20 protein-coding genes and 1 pseudogene are annotated in these 25,016 nt (G+C 65.2%); 17 read left to right on the forward strand and 4 right to left on the reverse strand.

Features of this window, described 5'->3' with window-relative positions; all coding sequences use genetic code 11:
• The first annotated feature begins 5 nt into the window (after positions 1-5).
• The 3 genes from OKW44_RS26380 (at position 6) to OKW44_RS26390 (ending at position 3,636) form a co-directional block, all read left to right on the forward strand.
• The gene (locus OKW44_RS26380; RefSeq protein ID WP_018419140.1) at positions 6-1,571 is read left to right on the forward strand and encodes a sugar ABC transporter ATP-binding protein; all 1,566 of its coding nucleotides are present in this window, start codon (positions 6-8) and stop codon (positions 1,569-1,571) included.
• A 64-nt stretch (positions 1,572-1,635) separates the two neighbouring features.
• Complete coding sequence (locus OKW44_RS26385; protein WP_035470513.1) at positions 1,636-2,616, forward strand: ABC transporter permease; 981 nt, start codon at positions 1,636-1,638, stop codon at positions 2,614-2,616.
• Between the two features lie 63 nt (positions 2,617-2,679).
• Positions 2,680-3,636 (forward strand): ABC transporter permease, encoded by a 957-nt coding sequence (locus OKW44_RS26390; protein ID WP_018419138.1) that lies wholly within the window; start codon positions 2,680-2,682, stop codon positions 3,634-3,636.
• Between the two features lie 187 nt (positions 3,637-3,823).
• On the opposite strand, the gene OKW44_RS26395 is transcribed toward OKW44_RS26390, so the two are convergent.
• Positions 3,824-4,978, reverse strand: coding sequence for an NHL repeat-containing protein (locus OKW44_RS26395; RefSeq protein WP_018419137.1), 1,155 nt, complete (start codon positions 4,976-4,978; stop codon positions 3,824-3,826).
• 587 nt (positions 4,979-5,565) lie between these two features.
• On the opposite strand from OKW44_RS26395, the gene OKW44_RS26400 reads away from it, so the two are divergent.
• The 12 genes from OKW44_RS26400 (at position 5,566) to OKW44_RS26455 (ending at position 18,515) form a co-directional block, all read left to right on the forward strand.
• Complete coding sequence (locus tag OKW44_RS26400) at positions 5,566-6,336, forward strand: ferredoxin--NADP reductase (RefSeq protein ID WP_018419136.1); 771 nt, start codon at positions 5,566-5,568, stop codon at positions 6,334-6,336.
• Between the two features lie 404 nt (positions 6,337-6,740).
• Entirely contained in the window at positions 6,741-7,628 is an 888-nt protein-coding gene (locus tag OKW44_RS26405; RefSeq protein ID WP_018419135.1) for a sensor histidine kinase, read from the forward strand.
• 10 nt (positions 7,629-7,638) lie between these two features.
• Positions 7,639-8,295, forward strand: a complete 657-nt coding sequence (rqpR, locus tag OKW44_RS26410) for a response regulator transcription factor RqpR (RefSeq protein ID WP_018419134.1) — start codon at positions 7,639-7,641, stop codon at positions 8,293-8,295.
• A gap of 298 nt (positions 8,296-8,593) precedes the next feature.
• Positions 8,594-9,985 (forward strand): branched-chain amino acid transporter BcaP, encoded by a 1,392-nt coding sequence (bcaP, locus tag OKW44_RS26415; RefSeq protein WP_018419133.1) that lies wholly within the window; start codon positions 8,594-8,596, stop codon positions 9,983-9,985.
• A 471-nt stretch (positions 9,986-10,456) separates the two neighbouring features.
• Entirely contained in the window at positions 10,457-10,978 is a 522-nt protein-coding gene (locus tag OKW44_RS26420) for a (2Fe-2S)-binding protein (RefSeq protein ID WP_018419132.1), read from the forward strand.
• Between the two features lie 10 nt (positions 10,979-10,988).
• Entirely contained in the window at positions 10,989-13,370 is a 2,382-nt protein-coding gene (locus OKW44_RS26425) for a xanthine dehydrogenase family protein molybdopterin-binding subunit (protein ID WP_026225559.1), read from the forward strand.
• A gap of 28 nt (positions 13,371-13,398) precedes the next feature.
• Positions 13,399-14,196 (forward strand): FAD binding domain-containing protein, encoded by a 798-nt coding sequence (locus tag OKW44_RS26430; protein WP_018419130.1) that lies wholly within the window; start codon positions 13,399-13,401, stop codon positions 14,194-14,196.
• Between the two features lie 168 nt (positions 14,197-14,364).
• On the forward strand, positions 14,365-15,246 hold the full coding sequence (locus OKW44_RS26435) for an AAA family ATPase (RefSeq protein ID WP_018419128.1): 882 nt from the start codon (positions 14,365-14,367) through the stop codon (positions 15,244-15,246).
• Positions 15,247-15,257: 11 nt separating this feature from the next.
• Positions 15,258-16,523: a vWA domain-containing protein gene (locus tag OKW44_RS26440; RefSeq protein WP_018419127.1), complete on the forward strand. Its 1,266-nt coding sequence runs from the start codon at positions 15,258-15,260 to the stop codon at positions 16,521-16,523.
• Positions 16,514-17,122: an SRPBCC family protein gene (locus OKW44_RS26445; RefSeq protein WP_018419126.1), complete on the forward strand. Its 609-nt coding sequence runs from the start codon at positions 16,514-16,516 to the stop codon at positions 17,120-17,122. Before OKW44_RS26440 ends, OKW44_RS26445 begins: the two co-directional genes overlap by 10 nt.
• Positions 17,095-18,117: an XdhC family protein gene (locus OKW44_RS26450; protein ID WP_018419125.1), complete on the forward strand. Its 1,023-nt coding sequence runs from the start codon at positions 17,095-17,097 to the stop codon at positions 18,115-18,117. The genes OKW44_RS26445 and OKW44_RS26450 overlap by 28 nt, the downstream gene beginning before the upstream one ends.
• Before the next feature lie 80 nt (positions 18,118-18,197).
• A complete protein-coding gene (locus tag OKW44_RS26455; protein ID WP_018419124.1) occupies positions 18,198-18,515 on the forward strand; it encodes a hypothetical protein in 318 nt (105 codons plus the stop codon).
• Positions 18,516-18,526: 11 nt separating this feature from the next.
• Here the strand turns inward: OKW44_RS26455 and OKW44_RS26460 are convergent.
• The 3 genes and pseudogenes from OKW44_RS26460 to OKW44_RS26470 form a co-directional block, all read right to left on the reverse strand.
• Positions 18,527-19,565 (reverse strand): annotated as a pseudogene (locus OKW44_RS26460) (serine/threonine protein kinase).
• Between the two features lie 218 nt (positions 19,566-19,783).
• Complete coding sequence (locus tag OKW44_RS26465; RefSeq protein ID WP_018419122.1) at positions 19,784-19,996, reverse strand: hypothetical protein; 213 nt, start codon at positions 19,994-19,996, stop codon at positions 19,784-19,786.
• A gap of 238 nt (positions 19,997-20,234) precedes the next feature.
• Positions 20,235-20,399 (reverse strand): hypothetical protein, encoded by a 165-nt coding sequence (locus OKW44_RS26470; protein ID WP_018419121.1) that lies wholly within the window; start codon positions 20,397-20,399, stop codon positions 20,235-20,237.
• Between the two features lie 20 nt (positions 20,400-20,419).
• Here OKW44_RS26470 and OKW44_RS26475 point away from each other — a divergent pair, with 20 nt between their 5' ends.
• A complete protein-coding gene (locus OKW44_RS26475) occupies positions 20,420-23,602 on the forward strand; it encodes an efflux RND transporter permease subunit (RefSeq protein ID WP_018419120.1) in 3,183 nt (1,060 codons plus the stop codon).
• Positions 23,603-23,705: 103 nt separating this feature from the next.
• Positions 23,706-25,016: an efflux RND transporter periplasmic adaptor subunit gene (locus OKW44_RS26480; RefSeq protein ID WP_018419119.1), complete on the forward strand. Its 1,311-nt coding sequence runs from the start codon at positions 23,706-23,708 to the stop codon at positions 25,014-25,016.

The raw sequence follows: 25,016 nt of genomic DNA on the forward strand, positions 1-25,016 counted from the left end.
TCGAGATGCAGGACATCGGCATCAGCTTCGGCGGCGTACCCGCGTTGCGCGGCGCGAATCTGAGCGTCGCCGCGGGCGAAGTGCACGCGCTGATCGGCCAGAACGGCGCCGGCAAATCGACACTGATCAAAATCCTGACCGGCGCCTATCGGCGCGGCTCGGGCAGCGTGAGATTCGAAGGCCTCGAGGTCGATTTCCGCACGCCCAAGCAGGCGCGCGAAGCGGGCATCAGCACGATCTATCAGGAGATCAACCTGGTGCCGTTCCGCTCGGTAGCGGAAAACATCTTTCTCGGCCGCGAGCCGCGCCGCTTCGGTCTGATCGACTGGCGCACGGTGCAGCAGCGCGCGGCCGCGCTGCTCGATTCGTTCGGTTTGCAGATCGACGTGAAAAAGCCGGTCGGTCGTTACTCGACCGCGATCCAGCAAATGGTGGCGCTTGCGCGCGCGGTGTCGTCGGACGCGAAGATGGTGATCATGGACGAATCGACGTCGTCGCTCGACGAGCGCGAAGTCGAACTGCTGTTCACCGTCGTGCGCAAGCTGCGCGACGACGGCCGCGCGGTGATTTTCGTCTCGCACCGGCTCGACGAGCTGTACGCGCTGTGCGATCGCGTGACCGTGATGCGCGACGGCCAGACGGTCGTGCAAAGCACGATGGTCGAGATGGACAAGCTGCAGCTCGTCACGACGATGCTCGGCCGCTCGCTCGCGGCAGTCGTGCAAGACGACACGGCCGCGCGCGAAGCGAATCTCGCCAGGCGCGGCAAGCAGGTGATCGGCGCGACGCAGCTCGGCGCGCCGCCGAAGGTCAACGGCGTGTCGCTCGACGTGCACGCGGGCGAGGCGGTCGGCTTGGCCGGTCTGCTCGGCTCGGGCCGCACCGAAACGATGCGGCTGATGTTCGGCGCCGATCCGCTGGCACAAGGCGCGCTGGCGATCGGCGGCGAGAAAGTCGCGCTGAAGTCGCCGCAGGACGCGATCGCGCGCGGCCTCGCGTACCTGACCGAAGACCGCAAGGGCGAAGGCATCGTCCCCGAGCTGTCGGTGCGCGACAACCTGACGCTTGTCTGTCTGCGCACGCTCGCGAAAAACGGCATCGTCGACGTGCAGAAGCAGCAGGCGATCGTCGATCGCTTCATCACGTCGCTCGGCATCAAGCTGCGTTCGGCCGATCAGCCGATCCGCGAGCTATCGGGCGGCAACCAGCAGAAAGTGCTGCTCGCGCGCTGGCTCGCGGCCGAGCCAGCGCTGCTGCTGCTCGACGAGCCGACGCGCGGCATCGACGTCGGCGCGAAAGCTGACGTCGCGAAGATCGTGCGCGAGTTGCGCGACGCGGGGCTCGCGGTACTGCTGTCCGCGTCCGAGCTCGAAGAATTGACCGCGGTCGCCGATCGCGCGGTCGTGATCCGCGACGGCCGCACGGTCGCCGAACTGAACGGCGCCGACATGAGCGAGACCGCGATCATGGATGCGATCGCCTACGGCAGCGAAGGCCAATCGGCGCTCGCGCAAGCCGCGCAATCGGCACACATCGAAGACGCCTTGGAGGGCGACCGTCATGGCGCTTAAGCTGCATTCGAATTCGCTGCGCAGCGATGCGGCGGGCGCCGCTGCGGCGGGCGCCGACACCACCATGATGCAATCGACCAATACCCCGCCCGCACGGTCCGCGAGCACCGTGCACAAGTGGCGCCATCTCGCGATGCAGCGCGAAGTGATCGTGCTGCTCGCGATGGTGCTGTTCAACCTGATCTTCACGCCGCACTTCTGGTCGTTGCAGACGTTCAACGTGAACATGACGCAGGTCGTGACGATCGTGATCGTCGGCATCGGCATGACGCTTGTTGTCGCGACGGGCGGCATCGATCTGTCGGTGGGCGCGTCGATGGCGATTTCGGGCGCGCTCGCGCCGATGCTGTTCCTCAACATAGCGGGGCCGCTCGGCATCGGGCTTGCGTTCGTGCTGCCGGTAGTCGCAGCGGCCGCATGCGGCGTGTTCAACGGCCTGCTCGTCACGCGACTATCGGTGCAGCCGATCGTCGCGACGCTCGTGCTGTTCATCGCCGGACGCGGCATCGCGCAGGTCGTCACCGACGGCAGCCTGCAGGCGTTCAACACGCCAGCCTTTCAGTGGATCGCGCTCGGCAAGGTCGCGGGCGTGCCATTCCAGGTGCTGCTGATGCTCGCGCTGGTCGGCGCGTTCGCGTGGATCGTGCGCAAGACGTTGTTCGGCCAGTATCTGCTGATCACCGGCGGCAACGAAAAAGCCGCGTATCTGTGCGGCGTGCCGACCGCTACCGTCAAGATGATCGCGTACACGCTGTGCGCGGCGCTCGCGGGCCTCGCGGGGCTGATCTCGATCTCGGTGAATTCGTCGTCGGATGCGAACGTCGTGGGGCTTGGCGTCGAACTCGATGCGATTGCGGCGGTCGCGGTCGGCGGCACCGCGCTGACGGGCGGCAAGGCGTATATGGGCGGCACGCTGATCGGCGCGCTGATCATCCAGTTGCTGCGCTATACGCTGCTCGCGCACGGCATTCCCGATGCCGCCGCGCTCGTCGTGAAGGCCGGCATCATCGTCGCGGCGGTTTACGTGCAGCGGCGCTCGCGCTGATTCTGGCGCTGGCGCTCACGCTCATTTTCACGATCTGCGGGCACTCTTTCCGGATTCGATGCGATGAAAAAGAATCTTCCCATCCTGCTCGCGCTCGCGGGGCTCGTCGTCTTTGGCCTCGTGCGCTACGACCACTTCGGCTCGGCGTACAACATCACGTCGTTCTGGCGCTACAACTCGATGTTCGCGCTGATCTCCATCGGCATGGCCTTCGTGATCATCACGGGCGGCATCGATCTGTCGGTCGGCACGGTCGCGGCGCTCGCGAGCGTGGTCGCCGCGTTGACGAGCGTCTTCGGCGGCTGGGTCGCGGTGCTGGCGGGTTGCGCGGCCGGGCTCGCGGTCGGTGTGCTCAACGGCGTCATCATCACCCGGCTCAAGATCCTGCCGTTCATCGTCACGCTCGCGACGAGCCTCGGCGCCCACGGCGTCGCGTTGTTGCTCGGCAAGAACGACGCGGTATCGATCGCGGCCGATTCGAACTTCGGCAACTTCGGTCAGGGCGACCTGTTCGGGCTGCCGATTCCGGGACTCGTCGCGCTCGTCGCCGCGGTCGCCGGCTGGCTCGCGCTGCGCAGCACGCGCTTCGGGCGGCACTCGCTCGCGATCGGCGGCAGCGAAGAGGCCGCGCGGCTGATGGGGTTGAACGTCGACCGCACGCTGGTGATGGCCTATGCGGTCAGCGGGCTGCTCGCCGGCATGGCGGGCGTGATTCTCGCCGCGCAGTTCGGCGCTGGGCAGCCTAACGAAGGCGTCGGTTGGGAGCTGTTCGCGATTTCGGCGGTCGTGCTTGGCGGCACGCTGCTGACCGGCGGCGAGGGTTCCGTCGCGATGACGATTGCCGGCGTGCTGCTGCTCGGGCTCGTGTTCAATCTGCTGAACTTCGAGAACGGGCTCGGGTTCATCAGTCTGTCCGCGTACTGGCAATCGGTGATTCGCGGCGTGTTCCTGCTACTCGTGATCGTGCTGCAGGCGCGCGTGTTGAAACAGAGCGGAAAAAAGCGGGTGCCGGCGGTGTGAGCAAGCGGCACCCGCGAATTGGCGTCATCAATTCCATCGGACAGAATTTCCTTACTTGGCCGAGGCTTGCTGCCACAATCGCCGCCCCCGACCCATATCTGTGTACCGATAGACTCGCCGCGAAACCGTGTGACCGTGACACGTCCCCGACGCGTCACGACGTCCCCGATCGTCGTCCCCGGTTTCCTTATTGACTGTCGGTGCGCAACGTCCAGACGGTCGCCGTATTCGTGGCGTCGTCTACCGCGGTGAACTGCAAGTGGCGCTTGCTATCGAGGCCGAATGCGAGGCCGAACGCGGAGCCCGGCGCAGGGTCGACCGACATTTGAGCGACGAATTGTCCGTCGACAGTGAACTCGACGATTTCGCTGGGACGTTTCGGGTCGGGGTTGACCGCGTCGCCGTTTGCGGTCACGAGATGCCCGTTGGGTGCGAGCGCCAGCGCAAGCGGACCGTGCAGGTGCTTGTTGTCCTGATAGATCATCCGGCCGATGCCGCCATCGTGTTTCGCGCCCGCAGCGCCGTAAATGGCGAACACCGCGTTGTCACCGGTCGAGGCGACGTAAAGCACGTCATGCGATGGGTCGTAAGCCAAGCCTGTCGGGCCGACCACGAGTGCCGCTGGGTCGGTGCGGTGCAGATAGCCTGACGCGATGATGGCCGAGCCAGGCAGCATCTGAACGCCATCCTCGCCGATGGCAAGATCGATCCGCGCGACCTTCCCGTTCAACACATCCGAGACGAAGACCCGGACGAATCGCCCCCCGTCGATCACGGTGAGATCCCAGGGGCCGTCCAGCAGGTTGGGATCTTTCAGTTCCTTGACGAGCCCGCCCTGAGGATTGATGACGAGCAGCGAGCCCGGCGCGACGACGTTCTTGCCATCCGTGGTCGGCACATTGCCCACCAGCACGAAGCCGCTTCTCAGCACGGCGAGCGCCGTCGTGAGACCGAGATTGTGTCCCTGGAAGAAAGTCACCGGATCGCTATTGGACACGAGCTTGACGATCGTCGTACCGGTTCCCTGCAAATTCGACTTCGCATTGAAATTCGACACCACCACATCGCCGGGTTTGAGCGTACTCCAGGACGGCACGCCGGCCGGCACGAACGCCATGCCGTACGGATTGACATCGCCGTTGGCCGGAACGGTCGATGAGGTCACCGACTGCGGCGGCAAAATCGCCTCCTGCGCCTCGGCCCCGACCGTCCCCAACGCTAAAACCAGCAGACCAGCTCGACACAGCACGCGACGCACGCGGCGCGATGCGCGTTCCCGTATCACGAACCCGTCGAAGCCAGTGTATGAACCGAATGCGGAAATCGCACGAGAAGCTTCCATTCGACACCTCCTGCTCGCATGGGCGGCCGCAGCCGCCAGGACGAGTCGCGCAGCCAACGCACTGCCTGGCTTAGCGCGACTCGCGTCCTGCGTAAACGAGGCAACGTCGTGCGTATTCCCCAAAAAGTCGCGGCGCGCAAACGATAGTCGAAAGCGAGTCGAGCTCGATGGCGCCGGCAGGGTTCCGCCCCATTTGCCAGTTTTATCAGCAGGGTCAATGCTGCAGCGCACGCCGCCTTTCGGTATCATCCTGAAAATGTCGCCCTTGCGGCGCGTCGCTTTCGCGCCTGCCGGGCAGCCAATGGCAGCCGCCCTTCGCGGCGTTCGCCGAATCGCCGTACCCCGCTGAAGCACGGCCGCACTCACGCCAACGTACTTCGCGGCGCCAGCAAGCCGGCGCCGCCGCTTCCCGGTTGGCAACCCGCTTTACCACGTCCGACCGCCGCGCCGCGGCCCCGCCCCGGCGGGCACGGTAAAATGGCGGATTGCGCGGGAGCCCCGACCACGGGTCAGCGCAGCATCGCCCCTTGCCGTGCCGGCCGGCTCAGACGACTGGCCGCCTTTGTTTTCGCACTATCCAAGAAGCCATGAGCAACCTGAATTCACAAACCGTCCTGAGCGTCCATCACTGGACCGATACGCTTTTCAGCTTCACCTGCACGCGCGATCCGTCGTTCCGATTCGAAAACGGCCAGTTCACGATGGTGGGCCTGCAGGTCGAGGGCAAGCCGCTGCTGCGCGCATACAGCCTCGCCAGTGCGAACTACGAAGAACATCTCGAATTCCTCAGCATCAAGGTGCAGGACGGCCCGCTCACATCGCGTCTGCAGCATCTGAAGGTCGGCGACGAAGTGCTGATCGGCAAGAAGCCGGTCGGCACGCTGGTGGCCGACAACCTTCTGCCGGGCAAGACGCTGTGGCTGTTGTCCACCGGCACGGGCCTCGCGCCGTTCATGTCGATCATCAAGGATCCGGACATTTACGACCGCTACGAGCGCGTGGTCCTCACGCATACCTGCCGTTTCGTCGACGAACTCGCGTACAAGGAATACATCACCGAGCACCTGCCGGCGCATGAACACCTCGGCGAGTTCGTACAGGAAAAGCTGCTGTACTACCCGACCGTCACGCGCGAAGCGTTCCAGAACCGCGGCCGCATCACCGAGCTGATCGAAACCGAAAAGCTGTTCGCCGACCTCGGCGTGCCGGGTTTCTCGCTCGAGGACGACCGCGTCATGCTGTGCGGAAGCCCGCACATGCTGCGCGACACGCGCAAGCTGCTCGAAGACGCGGGCTTCAAGGAAGGCAGCAACAACGAGCCGGGCCATTACGTGGTCGAAAAGGCCTTCGTCGGCTAAGCCGGCCGGCATTCTTCTTCGCGGCCCGCGCGCCGCGAATTCCAAAAGAGGAGCCTCCGGGCTCCTTTTTTGTTGCTCCGTTACAAATCGGAGCCCGTTGCATTACCTTCGCTGTCAGAATTCCTCTGACAGCACGAGTCGGCGGTAAACATCATGTGATCTCTGAAGACTCCGCGCTAAGCCTTTCTGCGACTGCTTTTTTAATCTTTTTGAGATATCATCGCGCCGCGAGACCAGACGAATTCATGCACCGATCGTCGTCGACCCGAGTTGTTACTGAATGTAAATTTCGTTACGTTGGGCCATCGTGTTTCGTCCGACGCGAAACCTCGTGATTCGCAGGCTTTGATTCCGGCTGCGCGTGCCCGCTTCGCCGTCCACTCTGCTTCCTGAGAGGGAAATTCATGGATATGTCGACCGCCGTCCCGTTCAACGCTGCGCTGGCTTCGTCCGCGCAGCGTGATGGCTTCGACATGCCATCGCTCGCCGCGCGCGAGATCGAGCGGCTGCGCGCGCGGGTACGCGAGCTGTCGGCCGAATTGGTCGATGCGCAGGAAAGCGTGCGCCGTCATGTCGCGCGCGAGCTGCACGACGGCGTCGGCGCCGAGCTGACTGCGACGCGCTTCGCGCTCGCCGGCATCGAAACCTGGCTGCCCGCCGACGCGCCGCCGCAATGCGCGGCCGCGCTCGCGGTCGCGAATCGTTCGCTCGACGCCGTGCAGGCGGCAAATCGCGACGCCATCGCGCAACTGCACGCGCCGTCGTTCGAAAAAGGCCTCGCCGGCGCGCTGGAGTGCTGGGCCCGCGACTTCTCCATGCGCACCGGCTTGCGCACCACCTTCACCTGCAGCGTCGACGCGCGGCTCGCGCGCCTGCCCGCCGATGCCGCGCTCGGCGTGTTCCGCGTCGCGCAGGAAGCGCTGAACAACGTCGCGAAGCACGCGCGCGCGACCTGCGCCGAGCTGCGCGTCGAAACCGGTGCGCGTCATCTGAGGCTCCTCGTCAGCGACGATGGCATCGGCCTGCCGCGCGGCGCGCGCGAACGCGGTGGCCAGAAAAAAACGGGCGGTCATTTCGGTCTCGCCAGCATGCAGGCGCGCTGCGCCGCATTCGACGGCACGCTGCGAATCAGCGCGAGGCGCACGAGCGTCGGTCGTGGCGAGGACAGCGGCACTGGCAACAACGGCGCCATCCCCCCGCGCGGCACCCTGATCCAGGCCCGCTTCGCGTGGCACGCGCTGCTCGCGGCCGCCCCAACGCCGCGCGCCGCCCGGCGCGCGCTGCAATCGTGAGCCCGCGACCATGAGCCTGCGCATCCTGATCGTCGAAGATCACGCGGTGGTTCGCCAGGGCGTTCGCCAGCTGCTGCTCGATCGCGGCGTCGCGCGCGAGGTCGCCGAAGCGCAAACCGGCTCCGAAGCGCTCGACCTGGTCGTCCACCAGTGCTTCGACGTCGTGCTGCTCGACATATCGCTGCCCGACATGAATGGCGTCGAGGTGCTCAAGCGTCTGAAGCGCAAGGCGCCGCGCGTCGCGGTGCTGATGTTCTCGATGTACCGCGAGGACCAGTACGCGGTGCGCGCGCTCAAAGCCGGCGCGTCCGGCTATCTGTCGAAGACGGTCGATGCCGCGCAGATGATCGGCGCGATCCAGCAGGTCGCGGCGGGCCGCAAGTACGTGAGCCCCGCGATGGCCGAGGCGCTCGCCGACTACGTGTCGTTCGACGGCGAGCAGTTGCCGCACGAAAAGCTGTCCGATCGGGAGTACCAGACGCTGTGCATGCTCGCGTCAGGCAAACGTCTCACCGATATCGCGGCCGCGCTGTCGCTGTCGGTGAAGACGGTCAGCGTGTACCGCACGCGGCTGCTCGACAAGATGAAGCTGCGCAACAACGCCGAGCTGACCTTCTATGTAATGAGCAACCGCCTCGTCGATCTGAATCCCGCGATGGCGGGCTAGCCCGGCAGACGCCGCCAGCCGTGCCTGCGCCGTTGCGCCGCGGTCGTCCGATCGTGGCGCCGGCGCAAACGGAAAGATTCCATCCTCATCGATTGACTATTCAGTCAATAGCTTTACTGCCGCCCCGCTTCCAGCACCGCAAGACCACCTCGGAATCACCTCCTGGCGGGACTTTCCGCCCCTCGCCTTGGCCCAGAAAGCGCCGCGCGGACCAGCCCGGCGACACGCATCCGCTAGAATCGCGGGTTTTCCCGACATTCGGCGCGCAACACGCGTGCACCACTGGAGACCCACGCCAATGTCCCTGTTTCGCAAAAAGAGCGTCGAGCACATGCTTGCGGCGAGCGCTCAGACCGCCGGCCTGAAAAAGGCGCTGGGCGCGCTCGACCTGACTTTCCTCGGCGTCGGCGCCATCATCGGCACCGGCATCTTCGTGCTGACCGGCACGGGCGCCTTACAGGCCGGCCCCGCGCTGATGATCTCGTTCCTGATCGCGGCGATCGCCTGCGGCTTCGCCGCGCTCGCCTACGCTGAATTCGCATCGACGATTCCGGTCGCCGGTTCGATCTACACGTACTCGTACGCGACGCTCGGCGAGCTGGCCGCGTGGATCATCGGCTGGGACCTGATGCTCGAGTACGGGCTCGCGACCTCGGCGGTGTCGGTCGGCTGGTCCGGCTATCTGCAGTCGCTGCTGTCGGGCTTCGGCGTGTCGCTGCCGATGGCGCTGACCGCGGCCCCCGGCGCCGTCCCCGGACACGAAACGCTGTTCAACCTGCCCGCCTTCCTCGTGATGATGGCGATCACCACGCTGCTGTCGCTCGGCGTGCGCGAATCCGCGCGAATCAACAACATCATGGTTGCGATCAAGGTCGTCGTCGTGCTGCTCGTGATCGGCGTCGGCATGTTTCATGTCACGCCGGCCAACTGGCACCCGTTCATGCCTCACGGCTGGAGCGGCGTGTTCGGCGCGGCCGCGGTGATGTTCTTCGCGTTCATCGGCTTCGACTCGGTGTCGTCGGCGGCCGAAGAAGTGAAGAATCCGAAGCGCGATCTTCCGATCGGCATCATCGCGTCGCTCGGCGTGTGCGCGGTGCTGTATGTGGCCGTGGCCGCGGTCGTCACCGGCATCGTGCCGTCCGGGAAGTTCATGGGCATTTCGCACCCGGTGTCGTACGCGCTGCAACTCGCGGGGCAGAACTGGGTCGCGGGCTTCATCGACCTCGGCGCCGTGCTGGGCATGCTGACCGTGATTCTCGTGATGGCCTACGGTCAGACGAGGGTGATCTTCGCGATGTCGCGCGACGGCCTGCTGCCCGCGAAGCTGTCGAAAGTGCATCCGCGTTTCGCGACGCCGTTCTTCACGACGTGGCTCGTCGGTATCTTCTTCGGCCTGATCGGCGCGCTGGTGCCGCTCAATGTGTTGGCCGAGCTGATCAATATCGGCACGCTCGCGGCGTTCTCGATGGTGTCGATCGCGGTGCTCGTGCTGCGCAAGACGCACCCGGAGCTGCCGCGCGCGTTCCGTTGCCCTGGCGTGCCGGTCGTGCCGGTGCTCGCGGTCGCATCGTGCCTGTTCCTGATGCTGAATCTGCAAGGCATCACGTGGGGCGCGTTCGTGATCTGGCTGCTGATCGGCATGGTCATCTATTTCGGCTACTCGCGGCGTCATTCGAAACTGGCAAAGTAATGCGGCGCCGTTTCGATGAAGCCACGCCAATGAGCTGAAAGCTCGCGAGCGTGGCCACGCTTTCCGCTGATCTATCGATGCGCCCCGTCGTGCTCCGCAGACGGGGCGCTTGTCTTTGCGGCGTCCCATTCCGTGGCCGCCATGCTCTCTTCGTGCGCTCGCGCGCGGCGACACACTTCCCCTCATAGCGCGCCCGCGCGATTTGTGCTTTACTTTTCGGCAGACTTGTAAAACCCGTAGTACCCTCATCGGACCTGGCGAATCGAAGTCAGCACGCAGTCGAAGCAAAGCAGAGGGCAATAACAATCACAGGTCCGGTCTCACCCACAGCAACTATCTTGCATGGGATCGTGGTCTGCGCCGAGGCAGGGATCGATACGCCAACGCGCTCGCTCCGATCAATCGCGATAAACGCATGGGACCGCAGTAAGCGCTGAAGCGCTAACTGCGGTCGACAAAGGAGACAGCTTCATGGCGATCAGCATCAGTCTGACGGTCAATGGCGCGCCCGTGAGCGCCTCAGTCGACCCTGGCACCCTGCTTGTCCAGTTCCTGCGCGATCAACTCCGTCTGACCGGCACCCATGTCGGCTGCGATACGGCGCAATGCGGCGCCTGCACCGTGCATCTGAACGGCCGCGCGATCAAGTCCTGCAACATCCTCGCCGCGCAAGCCGATGGCGCCGAGGTCACGACCATCGAAGGGCTCGCGCACAACGGCGCGCTGCATCCGATGCAGGCCGCGTTCAAACACTGTCACGGTCTGCAATGCGGCTTCTGCACGCCGGGCATGGTGATGAACGCGGTGTCGCTGGTGCAGCGTCAACCCGATCTGACGGGCGACGAGGTGCGCGAGCAGCTCGACGGCAACCTATGCCGCTGTACGGGCTATCACAACATCGTCAAGGCCGTGCTCGAGGGCGCCGCGGGTATGAAGTCCGCCGCATCGAGCGCATCTGCCGGCGCGAATGCCGCCGGCGCAACCGCCGCTTGAGGAGCCGACGATGAACGCACCCGATACACAGAGCCTGATTGGCGCCGCCGTCGAACGCAAGGAAGACTATCGCTTCCTGACCGGCAAAGGCCAGTACACCGACGACATCGTGCTGCCGCAGCAAACCTACGCCGTGTTCCTGCGCTCGCCGCACGCGCACGCGAAGATCAGAAGCATCGACACGAGCGCGGCCAAACAGTCGCCGGGCGTGATCGCGATCTTCACCGGCGCGGATCTCGCCGCCGAGAACGTCGGCGGACTGCCGTGCGGCTGGCTGATCCACAGCACCGATGGCAAGCCGATGAACGAGCCGCCGCATCCGGTGATCGCGCATACGAAAGCACGGCACGTGGGCGATCAGGTCGCGCTCGTGATCGCTGAATCGATCAAGGCGGCGAAAGATGCGGCCGAACTGATCGAAGTCGATTACGAAGAACTGCCGGCCGTCGTCGATACCGCGCATGCGGCCGACCCGGGTCAAGCGGCCGTGCACGACGAAGTGCCCGACAACGTCTGCTACAACTGGGGCCACGGCGACAAGGCCGCGACCGACGCCGCGTTCGCGAAAGCCGCGCACGTGACCACGCTCGATATCGTCAACAACCGCCTCGTGCCGAACGCGATCGAACCGCGCGCGGTCAACGCGAACTATTCGGCGCAGGACGACAGCTACACGCTGTACGTCGCGAATCAGAACCCGCACGTCGAGCGGCTGCTGATGGCCGCGTTCGTGCTGTCGCTGCCGGAATCGAAGCTGCGCGTGATCGCGCCGGACGTCGGCGGCGGCTTCGGCTCGAAGATCTTCCTGTACGCCGAAGACGTCGCGCTCACCTGGGCGTCGAAGAAGATCGGCCGGCCGGTCAAATGGACGGCCGAGCGCTCCGAGGCGTTCCTTTCCGACGCGCACGGCCGCGATCACGTGACCAAAGCCGAGCTTGCGCTGGACGCCGACGGCAAGTTCCTCGCGATGCGCGTGCATACAATCGCGAACATGGGCGCGTATCTGTCGACGTTCGCGTCGAGCGTGCCGACGATCCTTTACGCGACGCTGCTCGCCGGCCAATATGCGACGCCCGCGATCTACGCGGAAGTGAAGGCCGTCTTCACCAACACCGTTCCCGTCGATGCGTATCGCGGCGCGGGCCGGCCGGAGGCGACGTTCGTCGTCGAGCGTCTGGTCGAAGCCGCGGCGCGCGAGATGAAACTCGACCCCGCGGAAATCCGCCGCCGCAATTTCATCACGCAATTCCCGTACGCGACGCCGGTCGGCCTCACCTACGACACCGGCGACTACAACGCGATCCTGTCGCGCGCGCTCACACTCGCGGACGTCGAGGGCTTCGCCGCACGCCGGCAGGAATCCGAAAACAACGGCAAGCGCCGCGGCCTCGGCTACTCGTGCTATATCGAGGCATGCGGTCTCGCGCCGTCGAACATCGCGGGCGCGCTCGGCGCGCGCGCGGGCCTGTTCGAAGTCGGCCAGATTCGCGTGCACCCGACCGGTTCGGTGACCGTGTTCACGGGCTCGCATAGTCACGGCCAGGGCCATGAGACGACCTTCGCGCAGGTGGTCGCGGATCGCCTCGGCATTCCGCTCGAAAGCGTCGAGATCGTGCACGGCGACACCGGCCGCATCGCGTTCGGCATGGGCACGTATGGCTCGCGTTCGATCGCGGTCGGCGGCTCGGCCATCTCGAAGGCGCTCGACAAGATCGAAGCAAAGGCGAAGAAGATCGCCGCGCATCTGCTCGAAGCGTCGGCCGAAGACATCGAGTTCAAGAACGGCGTGTTCCGCGTCGCGGGCACCGACCGCACCAAGGCGTTCGCGGAAATCTCGCTCGCCGCGTACGTGCCGCACAACTATCCGCTCGACGTGCTCGAACCGGGGCTCGAAGAAAGCGCGTTCTACGATCCGACCAACTTCACGTATCCGTCGGGCGCGTATATCTGCGAGATCGAAGTCGATCCGGACACCGGCGTCTCCCGCATCCAGCAGTTCACCGCGGTCGACGATTTTGGCAACGTGATCAATCCGATGATCGTCGAAGGTCAGGTGCATGGCGGGCTCGGGCAAGGCATCGGTCAGGCGATGCTCGAGCGCTGCGTGTACGACAACGACAGCGGCCAGCTGCTGTCCGGCTCGTACATGGACTATGCGATGCCGCATGCGTCCGACCTGCCCGACTTCACGGTCGAAACGTCGAAGGGCACGCCGTGCACGCACAATCCGCTCGGCGTCAAAGGCTGCGGCGAAGCGGGCGCGATCGGCTCGCCGCCGGCCGTGATCAACGCGATCATCGACGCGCTCGCGCCGCTTGGCGTGACCAATCTGCAGATGCCGGCCACGCCGCATCGCGTGTGGTCCGCGATTCAAGCGGCGAAGCAAGCCTGACCCAACGATCCTGAGCGGAGCATTCGACATGTATTCATTCGAGTATCAACGCGCGACGGATCCGCAAGCGGCCGCCGCAGCCCTCACCGCCGACAGCGACGCGAAGTTCCTCGCCGGCGGCCAGAGCCTTCTGCCGACGATGCGCCTGCGTCTCGCGCAGCCGTCGCAACTGATCGACGTGACGCGCATTCCCGCGCTCAGGACGATCACCGTGGACGCCAACGCGGTGACGATCGGCGCAGCCGTCTGTCACGCGGACGTCGCCGAACACGCGGACGTGCGGCGCGTGTTGCCCGCGCTCGCGGAGCTGGCCGCGAATATCGGCGATCGCCAGGTGCGCGCGCTCGGCACGATCGGCGGCTCGCTCGCGAACAACGACCCGGCCGCGTGCTACCCGGCGGCGGCGATGGGCCTCGATGCGACGATCGTCACGGACCGGCGGCGCATCTCTTCGGGCGATTTCTTCGTCGGCATGTACGAGACCGCGCTCGCGCCCGACGAGCTGATCGTCGCCGTCGAGTTTCCCGTGCCCGAGCGTGCCGCGTACGAGAAATTCCGCAACCCGGCCTCGCACTTCGCGCTGGTCGGCGTGTTCGTCGCGAAGTCCGCGAGCGGTGTGCGAGTTGCGGTGACGGGTGCGGCGGCGTCGGTATTTCGCGTGCCCGAGCTCGAAAGCGCGCTGTCGGCGAACTTCACGCCCGAGGCGGCACGTGCAGTGAGCGTGTCGCCCGACGAGCTGAACGACGACATGCACGCGAGCGCCGCGTATCGCGCGCATCTGATTCCGGTGCTCGCCGCGCGCGCGGTCACGAAGGCAAATGCCTAGCGATCCGCGCTGAGCCGCCCGGCTTGCCGCGCGCACACCACGGCGCGCGCAAGCCGGCCTCGTTCACTTCGCGAGCCGGCGCGACAGTTCGACGCCGGGCTCGCGGCCATTGCGTTCTTCACACGCGTCACGCTTTGCCATGGCCTGTCGCACAGATTCAGGATCACCATGCAGCCGGCTTCGATCGACGACACCCTCGCCCAACTCGCCGCCCAACGCTATTTCGCGAGCCGCGAGCTCGCGACCGCACTGTATCTCGCGCTGCGCATGGAGCGGCCGTTGTTCGTCGAAGGCGAGCCGGGTGTCGGCAAAACCGAGCTCGCGAAAGCGGCGGCGGGCATGCTCGGCACCACGCTGCTGCGCCTGCAATGCTATGAAGGCCTCGACACCGCGAGCGCGCTTTATGAATGGGACTACCCGCGCCAGATCATGGCGCTTCGGCTTGCCGAAGCGAGCGGCGAGCGCCCCGACAACGACACGCTGTATCGCGGCGAATTCCTGCTGAAGCGTCCGCTTTTGCAGGCTCTCATGCCCGACGAAAACCATCCCGGCGCGCGGCGCGTGCTGCTAATCGACGAAATCGACCGCGCCGACGAACCGTTCGAGGCATTCCTGCTCGAACTCCTGTCCGACTTCCAGGTATCGATTCCCGAATACGGCACCGTGCGCGCGACGCAGCCGCCGCTCGTCATCATGACGTCGAACCGCACGCGCGAAGTTCACGACGCGTTGAAGCGCCGCTGTCTGTATCAATGGATTGGCTATCCGGACCGCGATCGCGAACTGGAGATCATCGCCGCGCGCGCGCCGCAAACGTCGGCGCAATTGCAGCGGCGCGCGGTCGACTTCGTGCATCGGCTGCGCGGCATGGATCTGTTCAAGGCGCCCGGCATCGCCGAGACGATCGACTGGTGCCGCGCGCTCGAAGCGCTGTCGGTCACGGAGCTCGATCCGCAATCGGTGCAGAACACGCTCGGCGTGCTGCTCAAGTATCAGGACGATCTCGCGCGTGTGGATGCCGCGCAGATCGCGCAGTGTCTGTCCGGGTGAGGGTGATTGGCATGACGAACGGAACCGGCTCTGGCAGGCTCGACGACACGAACCAGCACACTGCGCCCACGCTCGCGCGCAACGTCGTCCATTTCGTGCGCGTGCTGCGCGGCGCCGGCTTGCCGATGTCGCCCGCACAAGCAGTCGACGCACTCGCCGCGTTGCAGTGGATCGACCTCGGCCGCCGCGACGACGTGCACGCCGCGCTTGCCGCGCTGCTCGTCACCGCGCCCGACGAACGCGAACTCTTCAATGCCGCGTTCGATCTGTTCTGGCGCGACCCCGATTGGGAAGGCAGGCTGCGCGCGCTGCTGCTGCCGAAAGTGCGCGACGGGCTGCCACCGCCCAAGCGCAACAACCGTCTCGCCGATGCGCTCGCGGTACGCATGCCACCGTCGCCGCATCTGAATGCGCCGCGGGAAACCGAGCAGCACGAGTTGCATGCGCAGTTGACGTTCAGCGCGGAAGAGCGGCTGCGTCATCGCGATTTCGACACGCTGAACGCCGACGAATGGCGCACGCTGCGTCATCTGATTCGCGGCCAGCGGCTGCCGCTCGCAACCGAATCGACGCGGCGCCTGAAGGCGGCATCGCACGGCACGCATGCGGACTTGCGCGCGAGCGCGCGGCATGCGGTGCGCGCCGGTGGCGACTGGACCGTGTGGAAGTATCGCAAGAGGGTCGAGCGCAAGCCGCCGCTCGTGCTGCTGCTCGACATTTCCGGCTCGATGAGCAACTACTCGCGCGCGGTGCTCTACTTTTGCCACGCGTTGTTGCAGTCGCGCGAACGTCTGCAGGTGTTTCTGTTCGGCACGCGGCTCACGAACGCGACGCGCGCATTGCGCGAACGCGATCCGGACGTCGCGATCGCGACGCTCAGCGACCAGGTGGTCGACTGGTCGGGCGGCACGCGCATCGGCGCGGCGCTCGCCGAGTTCAACCGACGCTGGGCGCGCCGCGTGCTCACAGGTCGTGCGACGGTGCTGCTCGTCACCGACGGTCTCGATCACGAAGCGATCGACGTGCTCGATACCGAAATGGCGCGCCTCGCACGCTTCGCGCATCGCATCGTGTGGCTCAATCCGCTGCTGCGGTTCAGCGGCTTTACTCCGAAGGCGCGCGGCGTGCAGGCGATCCTGCCGTATGTCGACGCGCATCGTCCGGTTCATAATCTAGACAGTCTCGCAGCGTTCGGCCACGATCTCGCGCAACTGACACGCGCGCCTCGCCACGCCGTCGCCGCGACGACACTCGCAGGAGCAACGTCATGGAATTGACCGAAACTCATACGCTGCCGGTCGCGCAGCAGCAAACCTGGGACGCGTTGAACGACACCGAGATTCTGCGCGCTTGCATTCCCGGCTGCGAAAGCATCGACCCGGACGGCGAAAACGCGTACCTGGTCACGCTGAGCGCGGCGGTCGGCCCGGTCAAGGCGCGCTTCAAGGGGCGCATGCAACTGACCGATATCGACGCGCCGAACACCTACACCATTGTGTTCGAAGGCCAGGGCGGCGCCGCGGGTTTTGCCAAGGGCAACACGCATGTCACGCTCGAAGCCGACGGCGATGCCGCGACGAAGCTCTCTTACACCGCCAATGCGCAGGTCGGCGGCAAGCTCGCGCAGATCGGCTCGCGGCTCGTCGACGGTGCGGCGCGCAAGATTGCGGGGGAGTTTTTCAAGCGCTTGAGCACCCAGCTCTCGGGAGACAATAGCGCTCATGAAACAGCGGAAGGCGACGCCCCGGTGGATACCGAAGCCGAAGCCGCATCCGCCTCCGAGCAAACGGAATCGAACGAGGCCGCGGACGGCGAGTCCGGCGGCGAAGCAAAGAAAGGGAAGAAATCATGGACAGCGTGGATCTCGAAGTTCTGAAAACCAGCGCCCGCTGGCTAGCGGACGGACATCGTGCGCTCCTGGTGACGGTCGTGAAGACGTGGGGCTCGTCGCCGCGTCCCGAGGGCGCGACGCTCGCGGTGCGCGACGACGGCCTCGTGGTGGGCTCGGTGTCGGGCGGCTGCATCGAAGACGATCTGATCGATCGCGTGCGGCAACGGGGCATCGAGCAGACACATCCGGAGGCGGTGAAGTACGGCATCACGGCCGAGGAAGCGCATCGCTTCGGCCTGCCGTGCGGCGGCACGATCCAGCTCGTACTCGAACCGTTGACGCGGCAAAGCGGCATCGCCGAGCTGTGTCACGCGGTCGAAAATGGCCGGCTCGTCGCGCGCGAACTCGACATGACGACGGGCGCGGTTCGGCTCGACAACGCACAGGCGACCGACGGCGTGCATTTCGACGGTGAGCGTCTGTTGACGATCCACGGCCCGCGCTACCGGATGCTAGTGATCGGCGCCGGGCAGTTGTCTCGCTACCTGTGTCATATCGCGGTGGGGCTCGATTATCAGGTGACGGTCTGCGATCCGCGCGAGGAATACACCGAGGAATGGGACGTGCCGGGCACGAAGATCGTACGCACGATGCCGGACGATACCGTGATCGACATGAAGCTCGACGAGCGCTGCGCGGTAATCGCGCTCACGCACGATCCGAAGCTCGACGATCTCGCGCTGATGGAAGCATTGAAGACGCCGGCGTTTTATGTCGGCGCGCTCGGCTCGCGCAGGAACAATCAGGCGCGACGCGAGCGCCTGAAGGAGTTCGATCTGAACGAAGCCGAACTGGCCCGCTTGCATGGACCTGTCGGCATTTATATCGGCAGCAGGACGCCGCCCGAGATCGCGGTGTCGATTCTGGCGGAGGTGACGGCGGCGAAAAATGGCGTGTCGCTGCCGACGCTATTGCAGGTCGAAGGCGCGAAGGCCGCGCGGGAGATTGCGGCGTCGGGTGGCGCCGCTTGCAGCGTGTAGCCCGTCGACATCACGCAATTGAGTGCTTTGCTCAATGTCGACAGGCGGCGGGCTCGCCGTGCAAGCGCACGCAGCCGTTCGTGTGCCACAACCTCGCGATCCACGAACGCGCGCGCATCGAACTGCCGGCCAATTTCCGGGTGCTCGACCTGCCGGAGGCGCAACGCACGCAGGACCGCTTCGTCGATTTCACGTCGCAGTACGCGTTCGATCCGCGTAGCAACGTGGTAACGATGACGCGCGACGGCGCCACCCATTTCGACAGCGACGTCTGCACGCCCGACGATTTCACGCGCATGCGTCCCGCGATCGAAGCGATTGGGCGGGACGTGCGCGCGGAGGTGATCGTCAGATCGACGTTGGTGGAGTCGTCGAATGTGGCGTCGCAGGCGCCTTGACCGTCAGGACGTCAAACCGGCCACAACGGCCCTTCCTGCATCGCGCCGATCTGCTCGCGCATCTCGAGGATGCGATCTTCCCAGTAGCGCTGCGTGTTGAACCACGGAAACGCGGCCGGAAACGCCGGATCGTTCCAGCGGCGTGCTAGCCATGCCTGATAGTGAATCAGCCGCAACGTGCGCAGCGCTTCGATCAGATACAGCTCGCGCGGCTCGAATTCGCAGAAATCCTCGTACCCGGCGAGCAGATCGGTCAGCGCGCGCGACGCCTCCGCACGCTCGCCCGGCAGCAGGAGCCATAGATCCTGAATCGCGGGCCCCATGCGGCTGTCGTCGAAATCGACGAAATGCGGGCCCGCGTCGGTCCACAGCACGTTGCTGGGATGACAGTCGCCGTGCAGACGCAGCCTGCGAATCTCGCCAGCCCGCTCGAACGCGCACGCGACGCCTTCGAGCGCGAGATTCACGACGGTTTCCCACGCGGTGCGCAGATCGTCGGGAACGAAACGGTGCGCCAGCAGGAAGTCGCGCGGCTCGTAGCCGAACGTGTCGATGTTTAGCGTGGGACGCTCTGCGTAGTCCTGGGTCTGCCCGATCGCATGAATGCGTCCGATGAAACGCCCCAGCCATTCCAGCGTGTCGCGCCGGTCGAGATCCGGCGCGCGACCGCCGCGTCGCTCGAAGACCGAGAAGCGGAAGCCGTCGAAACTATGCAGCGTGCGGCCGTCGAGCACGCGCGCGGGCACGGCTGGGATCTCGCGCGCGGCGAGTTCGGCGACGAACGCGTGCTCTTCGAGAATCCGCCGCGTCGCTCCAGCGCTCGGGGCGATAGAACTTCGCGACCACGGGCGGACCGTCTTCGACGCCGACCTGATACACGCGATTTTCGTAGCTGTTGAGCGGCAGCAGACGGCCGTCGGTACGCACGCCGGTCGTTGCGAGCACGCCGTCGATCGCGTCGAGCACGGTTTCCGGCGTGAGCCGCGCGAATGGCACGGCGCCATCGGCGCCGGCCTCGGGATAGGAATTGTCGGGAATGGTGTCGTTCATGCCCCGCATTGTGCGCCGCGCCGCGGGTAAAGACGAGGGCGGCGACTCGCAATGCGTCCGTGGCATCGCTAGAAATACGGGCTGATCTGGGACGCGCCGTGAATCGTCGCGCGCATCGGCCCACAGCGATGCTCGCGAGCCGAACTCACCTTACAGCATCACTACAGCCCGCACCTGCCTGTCACGCAACGGCAATGAGCAACCGGTAAGTCTCTCGTTCAATGCGTCTGCGCGCCGGCCGGACGTATCAGATCGCCAGTATCGATCAGATCTTCCAGGAAAAAGGGTTCGGTATTGAGTTGCTGCGAGGCGCCGGGCTCGCCGGCGTACCACGCCACCATCGCCATGTCGCCAAGAATGCGCATGACGATTCCGCGCGCGCCTTGCGGCACGGCGATATGTACCGATCGGACAATGGAACCGACTTCCATGATAATTCCCCGCTTCCCTTAGCCGGCTTTATGATTTCACGCCGGTCGAGGTGATGATAAAAACGCCGCTTCGCATTTGACGTTGCGTGCGCACTTAATCTGTCCTGTCGCGCGCATGGCGCGTGAAGGTTCGAGTCATTGTTCCCGCTTTGCGGGGCTTTGGGAAGGCGAATAGAAGGCTTTCACCAGTCGTTTCGCCCTATTCCCATTACGCTGCGCACGGCCGATGATCTCGGCGTCAGACGTCGTAATGCAGACCATCATAAACCCTGCGGGGGGAGACATCAAAAACGTGCACGGCCAGAACGAGCTGCCAGATGCGGGCGCCGCGCAGCTTCGCACCTGCCTTCGCGCCGAGGTGCGCGCCTGCGTTTCCGATCCGCGCGGTGCGGTCGCCGCTCATTTCATCCGTCTGCGCTAGTCATGTGGATCGTTCGTCTCGCGCTACGGCGCCCCTATACGTTCGTCGTGCTGGCGCTGCTGTTGCTGATCGTCGGACCGTTGACCATTCTGCGCACGCCCACCGACATCTTTCCGAACATCGATATTCCGGTGCTCTCGGTCATCTGGTCGTATAACGGCCTGCCCGCCGACGAAATGGAGCGGCGCATCGCGCTGAACTACGAGCGCGGCTTGTCGGTGGCGGTCAACGATATCGAACACACGGAATCGACATCGCTGAACGGCATCACCGTCATCAAGATCTTTTTCCAGCCGGGCGCGAATATCGACGAAGCGCTCGCCGAGGTCACCGCGCTGTCGCAATCACAAGTGCGCTCGCTGCCGCCCGGCATCACGCCGCCGTTCATCCTGCGCTACAACGCGTCGACGGTGCCGATCTTGCGGCTCGCGTTGTCGTCCGCGTCGCTGACCGAGCAGGAACTCTACGACTTCGGCAATAACTTCCTGAAGACGCAACTCGCCACCGTTCCGGGCGCATCCGCGCCGCTGCCGTATGGCGGCAAGCAGCGGCAGATCATGGTCGACATCGATTCGCGCAAGCTGCAGGAGCGCAATCTGTCGCCAATCGACGTGGTCAACGCAGTCTCCGCGCAAAATCTGATCCTGCCCTCGGGTACCGCGAAAATCGGCTCGACCGAGTACTCGGTGGAAATGAACGGCAGCCCCGATTCCCTCGCGGGGCTCAACAACATTCCGATCCGCACCACGGCAAACGGCACCATCTATATCCGCGACGTCGCGCACGTGCGCGACGGCTACCAGCCACAGACCAACATCGTGCGCGTGAACGGCCAGCGCGCCGCACTGCTGACGATCAATAAAAGCGGCAACGCGTCCACGCTCGATATCGTCGACCGCATCAAGACGATGATGCCGACGCTGCGCAATCTGGTGCCGCCGTCGCTGAATATCGACCCCGTCGCCGACCAATCGCTGTTCGTGCGTGCATCCGTGCAGGGCGTCTTGCGTGAAGCACTGATCGCCGCGTGCCTGACGGGCCTGATGATTCTGCTGTTCCTCGGCAACTGGCGCGCGACGCTGATCATCGCGGTATCGATTCCGTTGTCGATGATCACGTCGATCATCGCGTTGTCCGCGCTCGGTCAGACGATCAACATCATGACGCTCGGCGGGCTCGCGCTCGCGGTCGGGATTCTCGTCGACGATGCGACCGTCGCGATCGAAAACATCAGCCATCAGCTCGAACAGGGCAAGACGCTAGAACAGGCGATTCTCGACGGCGCGCATCAGATCGCGATTCCGACGCTGGTGTCGACGCTGTCGATCTGTATCGTGTTCGTGCCGATGTTTCTGCTCACCGGTGTCGCGCACTATCTGTTCATTCCGCTTGCCGAAGCGGTGGTTTTCGCGATGCTCGCGTCGTACTTCTTCTCGCGTACGCTCGTGCCGACGCTCGCGAAGTATCTGCTGCGCTATCACCACAAGCCCGCGGATTTACATCACGCGCCGGTGCAAACGCGCAATCCGTTCATGCGCATGCACTACGCGTTCGAGCGCGGTTTCTCGCGTTTGCGCGAGCGCTACCGCGTGTTTCTCGAAGCGCGTGTCGCGCGACCGGGACTGTTCGTCACGCTGTTTCTCGCCTGCTGTTGCGCTTCGTTGCTGTTGCTGCCGTTTATCGGCCGCGACTTTTTCCCCGCCGTCGATGCCGGCACGATCGCGCTGCACATGCGCGCGAAAACCGGCATGCGCGTCGAGGAAACCGCGGTGCTGACCGATCGTGTCGATGCGCGCATCCGTCAGCTGATTCCGGCCGGCGAACTGCATTCGATCATCGACAACATCGGTCTGCCGGTGTCGGGCATCAACCTTTCGTACAGCAACACGGGCACGATCGGCACATCCGACTCGGACATCCTGATCACGCTGAACCCCGATCATCATCCGAGTGCCGACTATGTGCGCAAATTGCGGCGCACGCTCAGCGACGAATTCCCCGGCGCGCAGTTCGCGTTTCTGCCTGCCGATATCGTCAGTCAGACGCTCAATTTCGGCATGCCGTCGCCGATCGATATCCAGATCGTCGGCCGTGAGGTTGCAGCCAATCGTGCGTTCGCCGCGAACCTGCTGCACCGTCTGCGCACGGTGCCGGGTCTCGCCGATGCGCGCATCCAGCAGCCCGCCGATCTGCCGCGGATCTTCATCGACGTCGATCGCACGCGCGCGCAGCAAGCGGGTTTTTCGCAGCGCGATATCGCGAGCAATCTGTTGATCACGCTGTCGGGCAGCCAACAGACCACGCCGACGTTCTGGCTCAATCCGCGCAATGGCGTCAGCTACAACGTGATCACGGAAGCGCCGCAATACACCATCGATTCGCTGCAATCGCTCGCGAACATTCCGCTCAACGCCAACGGCCGCAGCAACATTCTCGGCTCGCTCGCGACGATGCGCCGCGAAGCCGGCAACGCGGTGCTGACGCACTACAACGCGCAAACCACGATCGACATCTACGGCACCGCCGACGGCCGCGATCTCGGCGGCGTGTCCGACGACATCCGCAAGGTCATCGACGCATCGAAAACCGAGCTGCCGAAGAGCTCGACCATCGAACTGCGCGGCCAGGTGCAAACGATGAACGCGTCATTCTCGGGCCTGCTCGCCGGTCTGCTGTTTGCGGTGCTGCTCGTGTATCTGCTGATCGTCGTCAACTTCCAGTCGTGGCTCGATCCGTTCATCATCATCACGGCGCTGCCGGGTGCGCTCGCGGGCATCGTGTGGATGCTGTTCCTCACGCACACCACGCTGTCGATTCCTGCCCTCACCGGCGCGATCATGTGTATCGGCATCGCGACCGCGAACTCGATTCTGGTGACCAGCTTCGCGCGCGAACAGTTGCTGCTGCACGGCGACGCGACGCGCGCTGCGATCGAAGCGGGCTTCACACGTTTCCGCCCGGTGCTGATGACCGCGCTCGCAATGGTGATCGGCATGGTGCCGTTGGCGATCGGGCTCGGCGAAGGCGGCGAGCAGAACGCGCCGCTCGGACGCGCGGTGATCGGCGGGCTCGCGGTCGGCACGCTGGCCACGTTGATCTTCGTACCGGTCGTGTTCTCGATGATCTATCGACGGCTCGCGGCGCGGCATCAACGTGCCGCGGAACATGTGGTGCAGAAACCATGAACGTCCAGCACGCGATGACCGTACAAGCCGGCACGCGCACCGTGCGATGCCACGGCATAAGAGGCAGCATCGACTGCCCATGCAATTTCGAAGGGGAAGTTTGATGGAAGCACAACGTCCCGGCGGCTCAGGTTCAGGCTCTGGTTCCGGTGGCCACACCGCGCATGACCCGGCGAAAGCGCGACGCGCGCGCCTGATCATGATCGCCGCCGCCGTCGCCGTGCTCGCGCTCGCCGCGCAAGGCATCTGGTCGCGCCACGATGCGCATGCGGCGCTCGAACGCGATGCCGAGCACGCGAGCCAGATGAGCGTCGAAGTCGTGCAGCCGCAGAAGTCGTCGGCCGGGCTCGATCTCGTGTTGCCCGGCAATGTGCAGGCCTTTCTCGATACGCCGATCTATGCGCGCACCAACGGCTATCTGAAGCAGTGGTACGCCGACATCGGCGCCCGCGTGAAGAGCGGCCAGCTTCTCGCGGAAATCGACACCCCCGAAGTCGACGACCAGTTGCGCGCCGCCCGCGCCGACCTCGCGAACGCCGAAGCGAATTACGCGCTCGCGAAGAGCACAGCCGATCGCTGGACAGATATGTTCAGCAGCAAGTCGGTGTCGAAGCAGGAGACTGACGAAAAAGTCGGCGACATGCTCGCGAAAAAAGCCACGCTCGACGCCGCGCGTTTCAACGTCGCGCGACTCGAAAAGACGCAGTCGTTCCAGAAGGTCTATGCGCCGTTCGACGGCACCGTGACCGCGCGCAACGTCGACGTCGGCGCGCTGATCGACGCGGGCAGCTCGGGTGGTCCCGCGAAGGAGCTGTTTCATGTCGCCCAGGCGGACCGCCTGCGCGTCTACGTGAACGTGCCGCAGGCATACGCGCAGCAGGTTCGCGCGCAGCAGAGCGCGTTTCTGACGCTGACCGAGACGCCGTCGCGGCACTACCCGGGCACGGTCGCGCGCACCGCCGGCGCGGTCGATCCGCAGCAGCGCACGATGCTCGCCGAAGTCGACGTCGACAATCGCAGCGGCGAGCTGTTGCCGGGCGCGTACGCGCAGGTGCATTTCGCGCTCGGCGCGGGCACGGCGCCGTTCACGCTGCCGGGCAACGCATTGCTGTTCCGCCCCGACGGCGTCAAGGTCGCGACTGTCGATCCGCAGCACAAGGTGAAGCTGCTGCCGGTATCGCTCGGCACGGACTTCGGCACGCGCGTCGCGATCGTGTCGGGTTTGCAGGGCAACGAGCAGGTGATTCTGAATCCGCAGGATTCGATCGTCGATGGCGCGCCGGTGCGGATCGTGCCGCGCAAGGCGGAAAGCGGTGCGGCTTCGGAGGGCGCGGCTGGGGCGGCGGGTGCGACCGGCGCGGCGGCCAGCTCGCCGGCGGCGCAAGGCGGCGCGCGGTCGGCCGCGAGGACGTGA

This window comes from Paraburkholderia lebeckiae (assembly GCF_050436325.1).
GTDB classification, from domain to species: Bacteria; Pseudomonadota; Gammaproteobacteria; order Burkholderiales; family Burkholderiaceae; genus Paraburkholderia; species Paraburkholderia tuberum.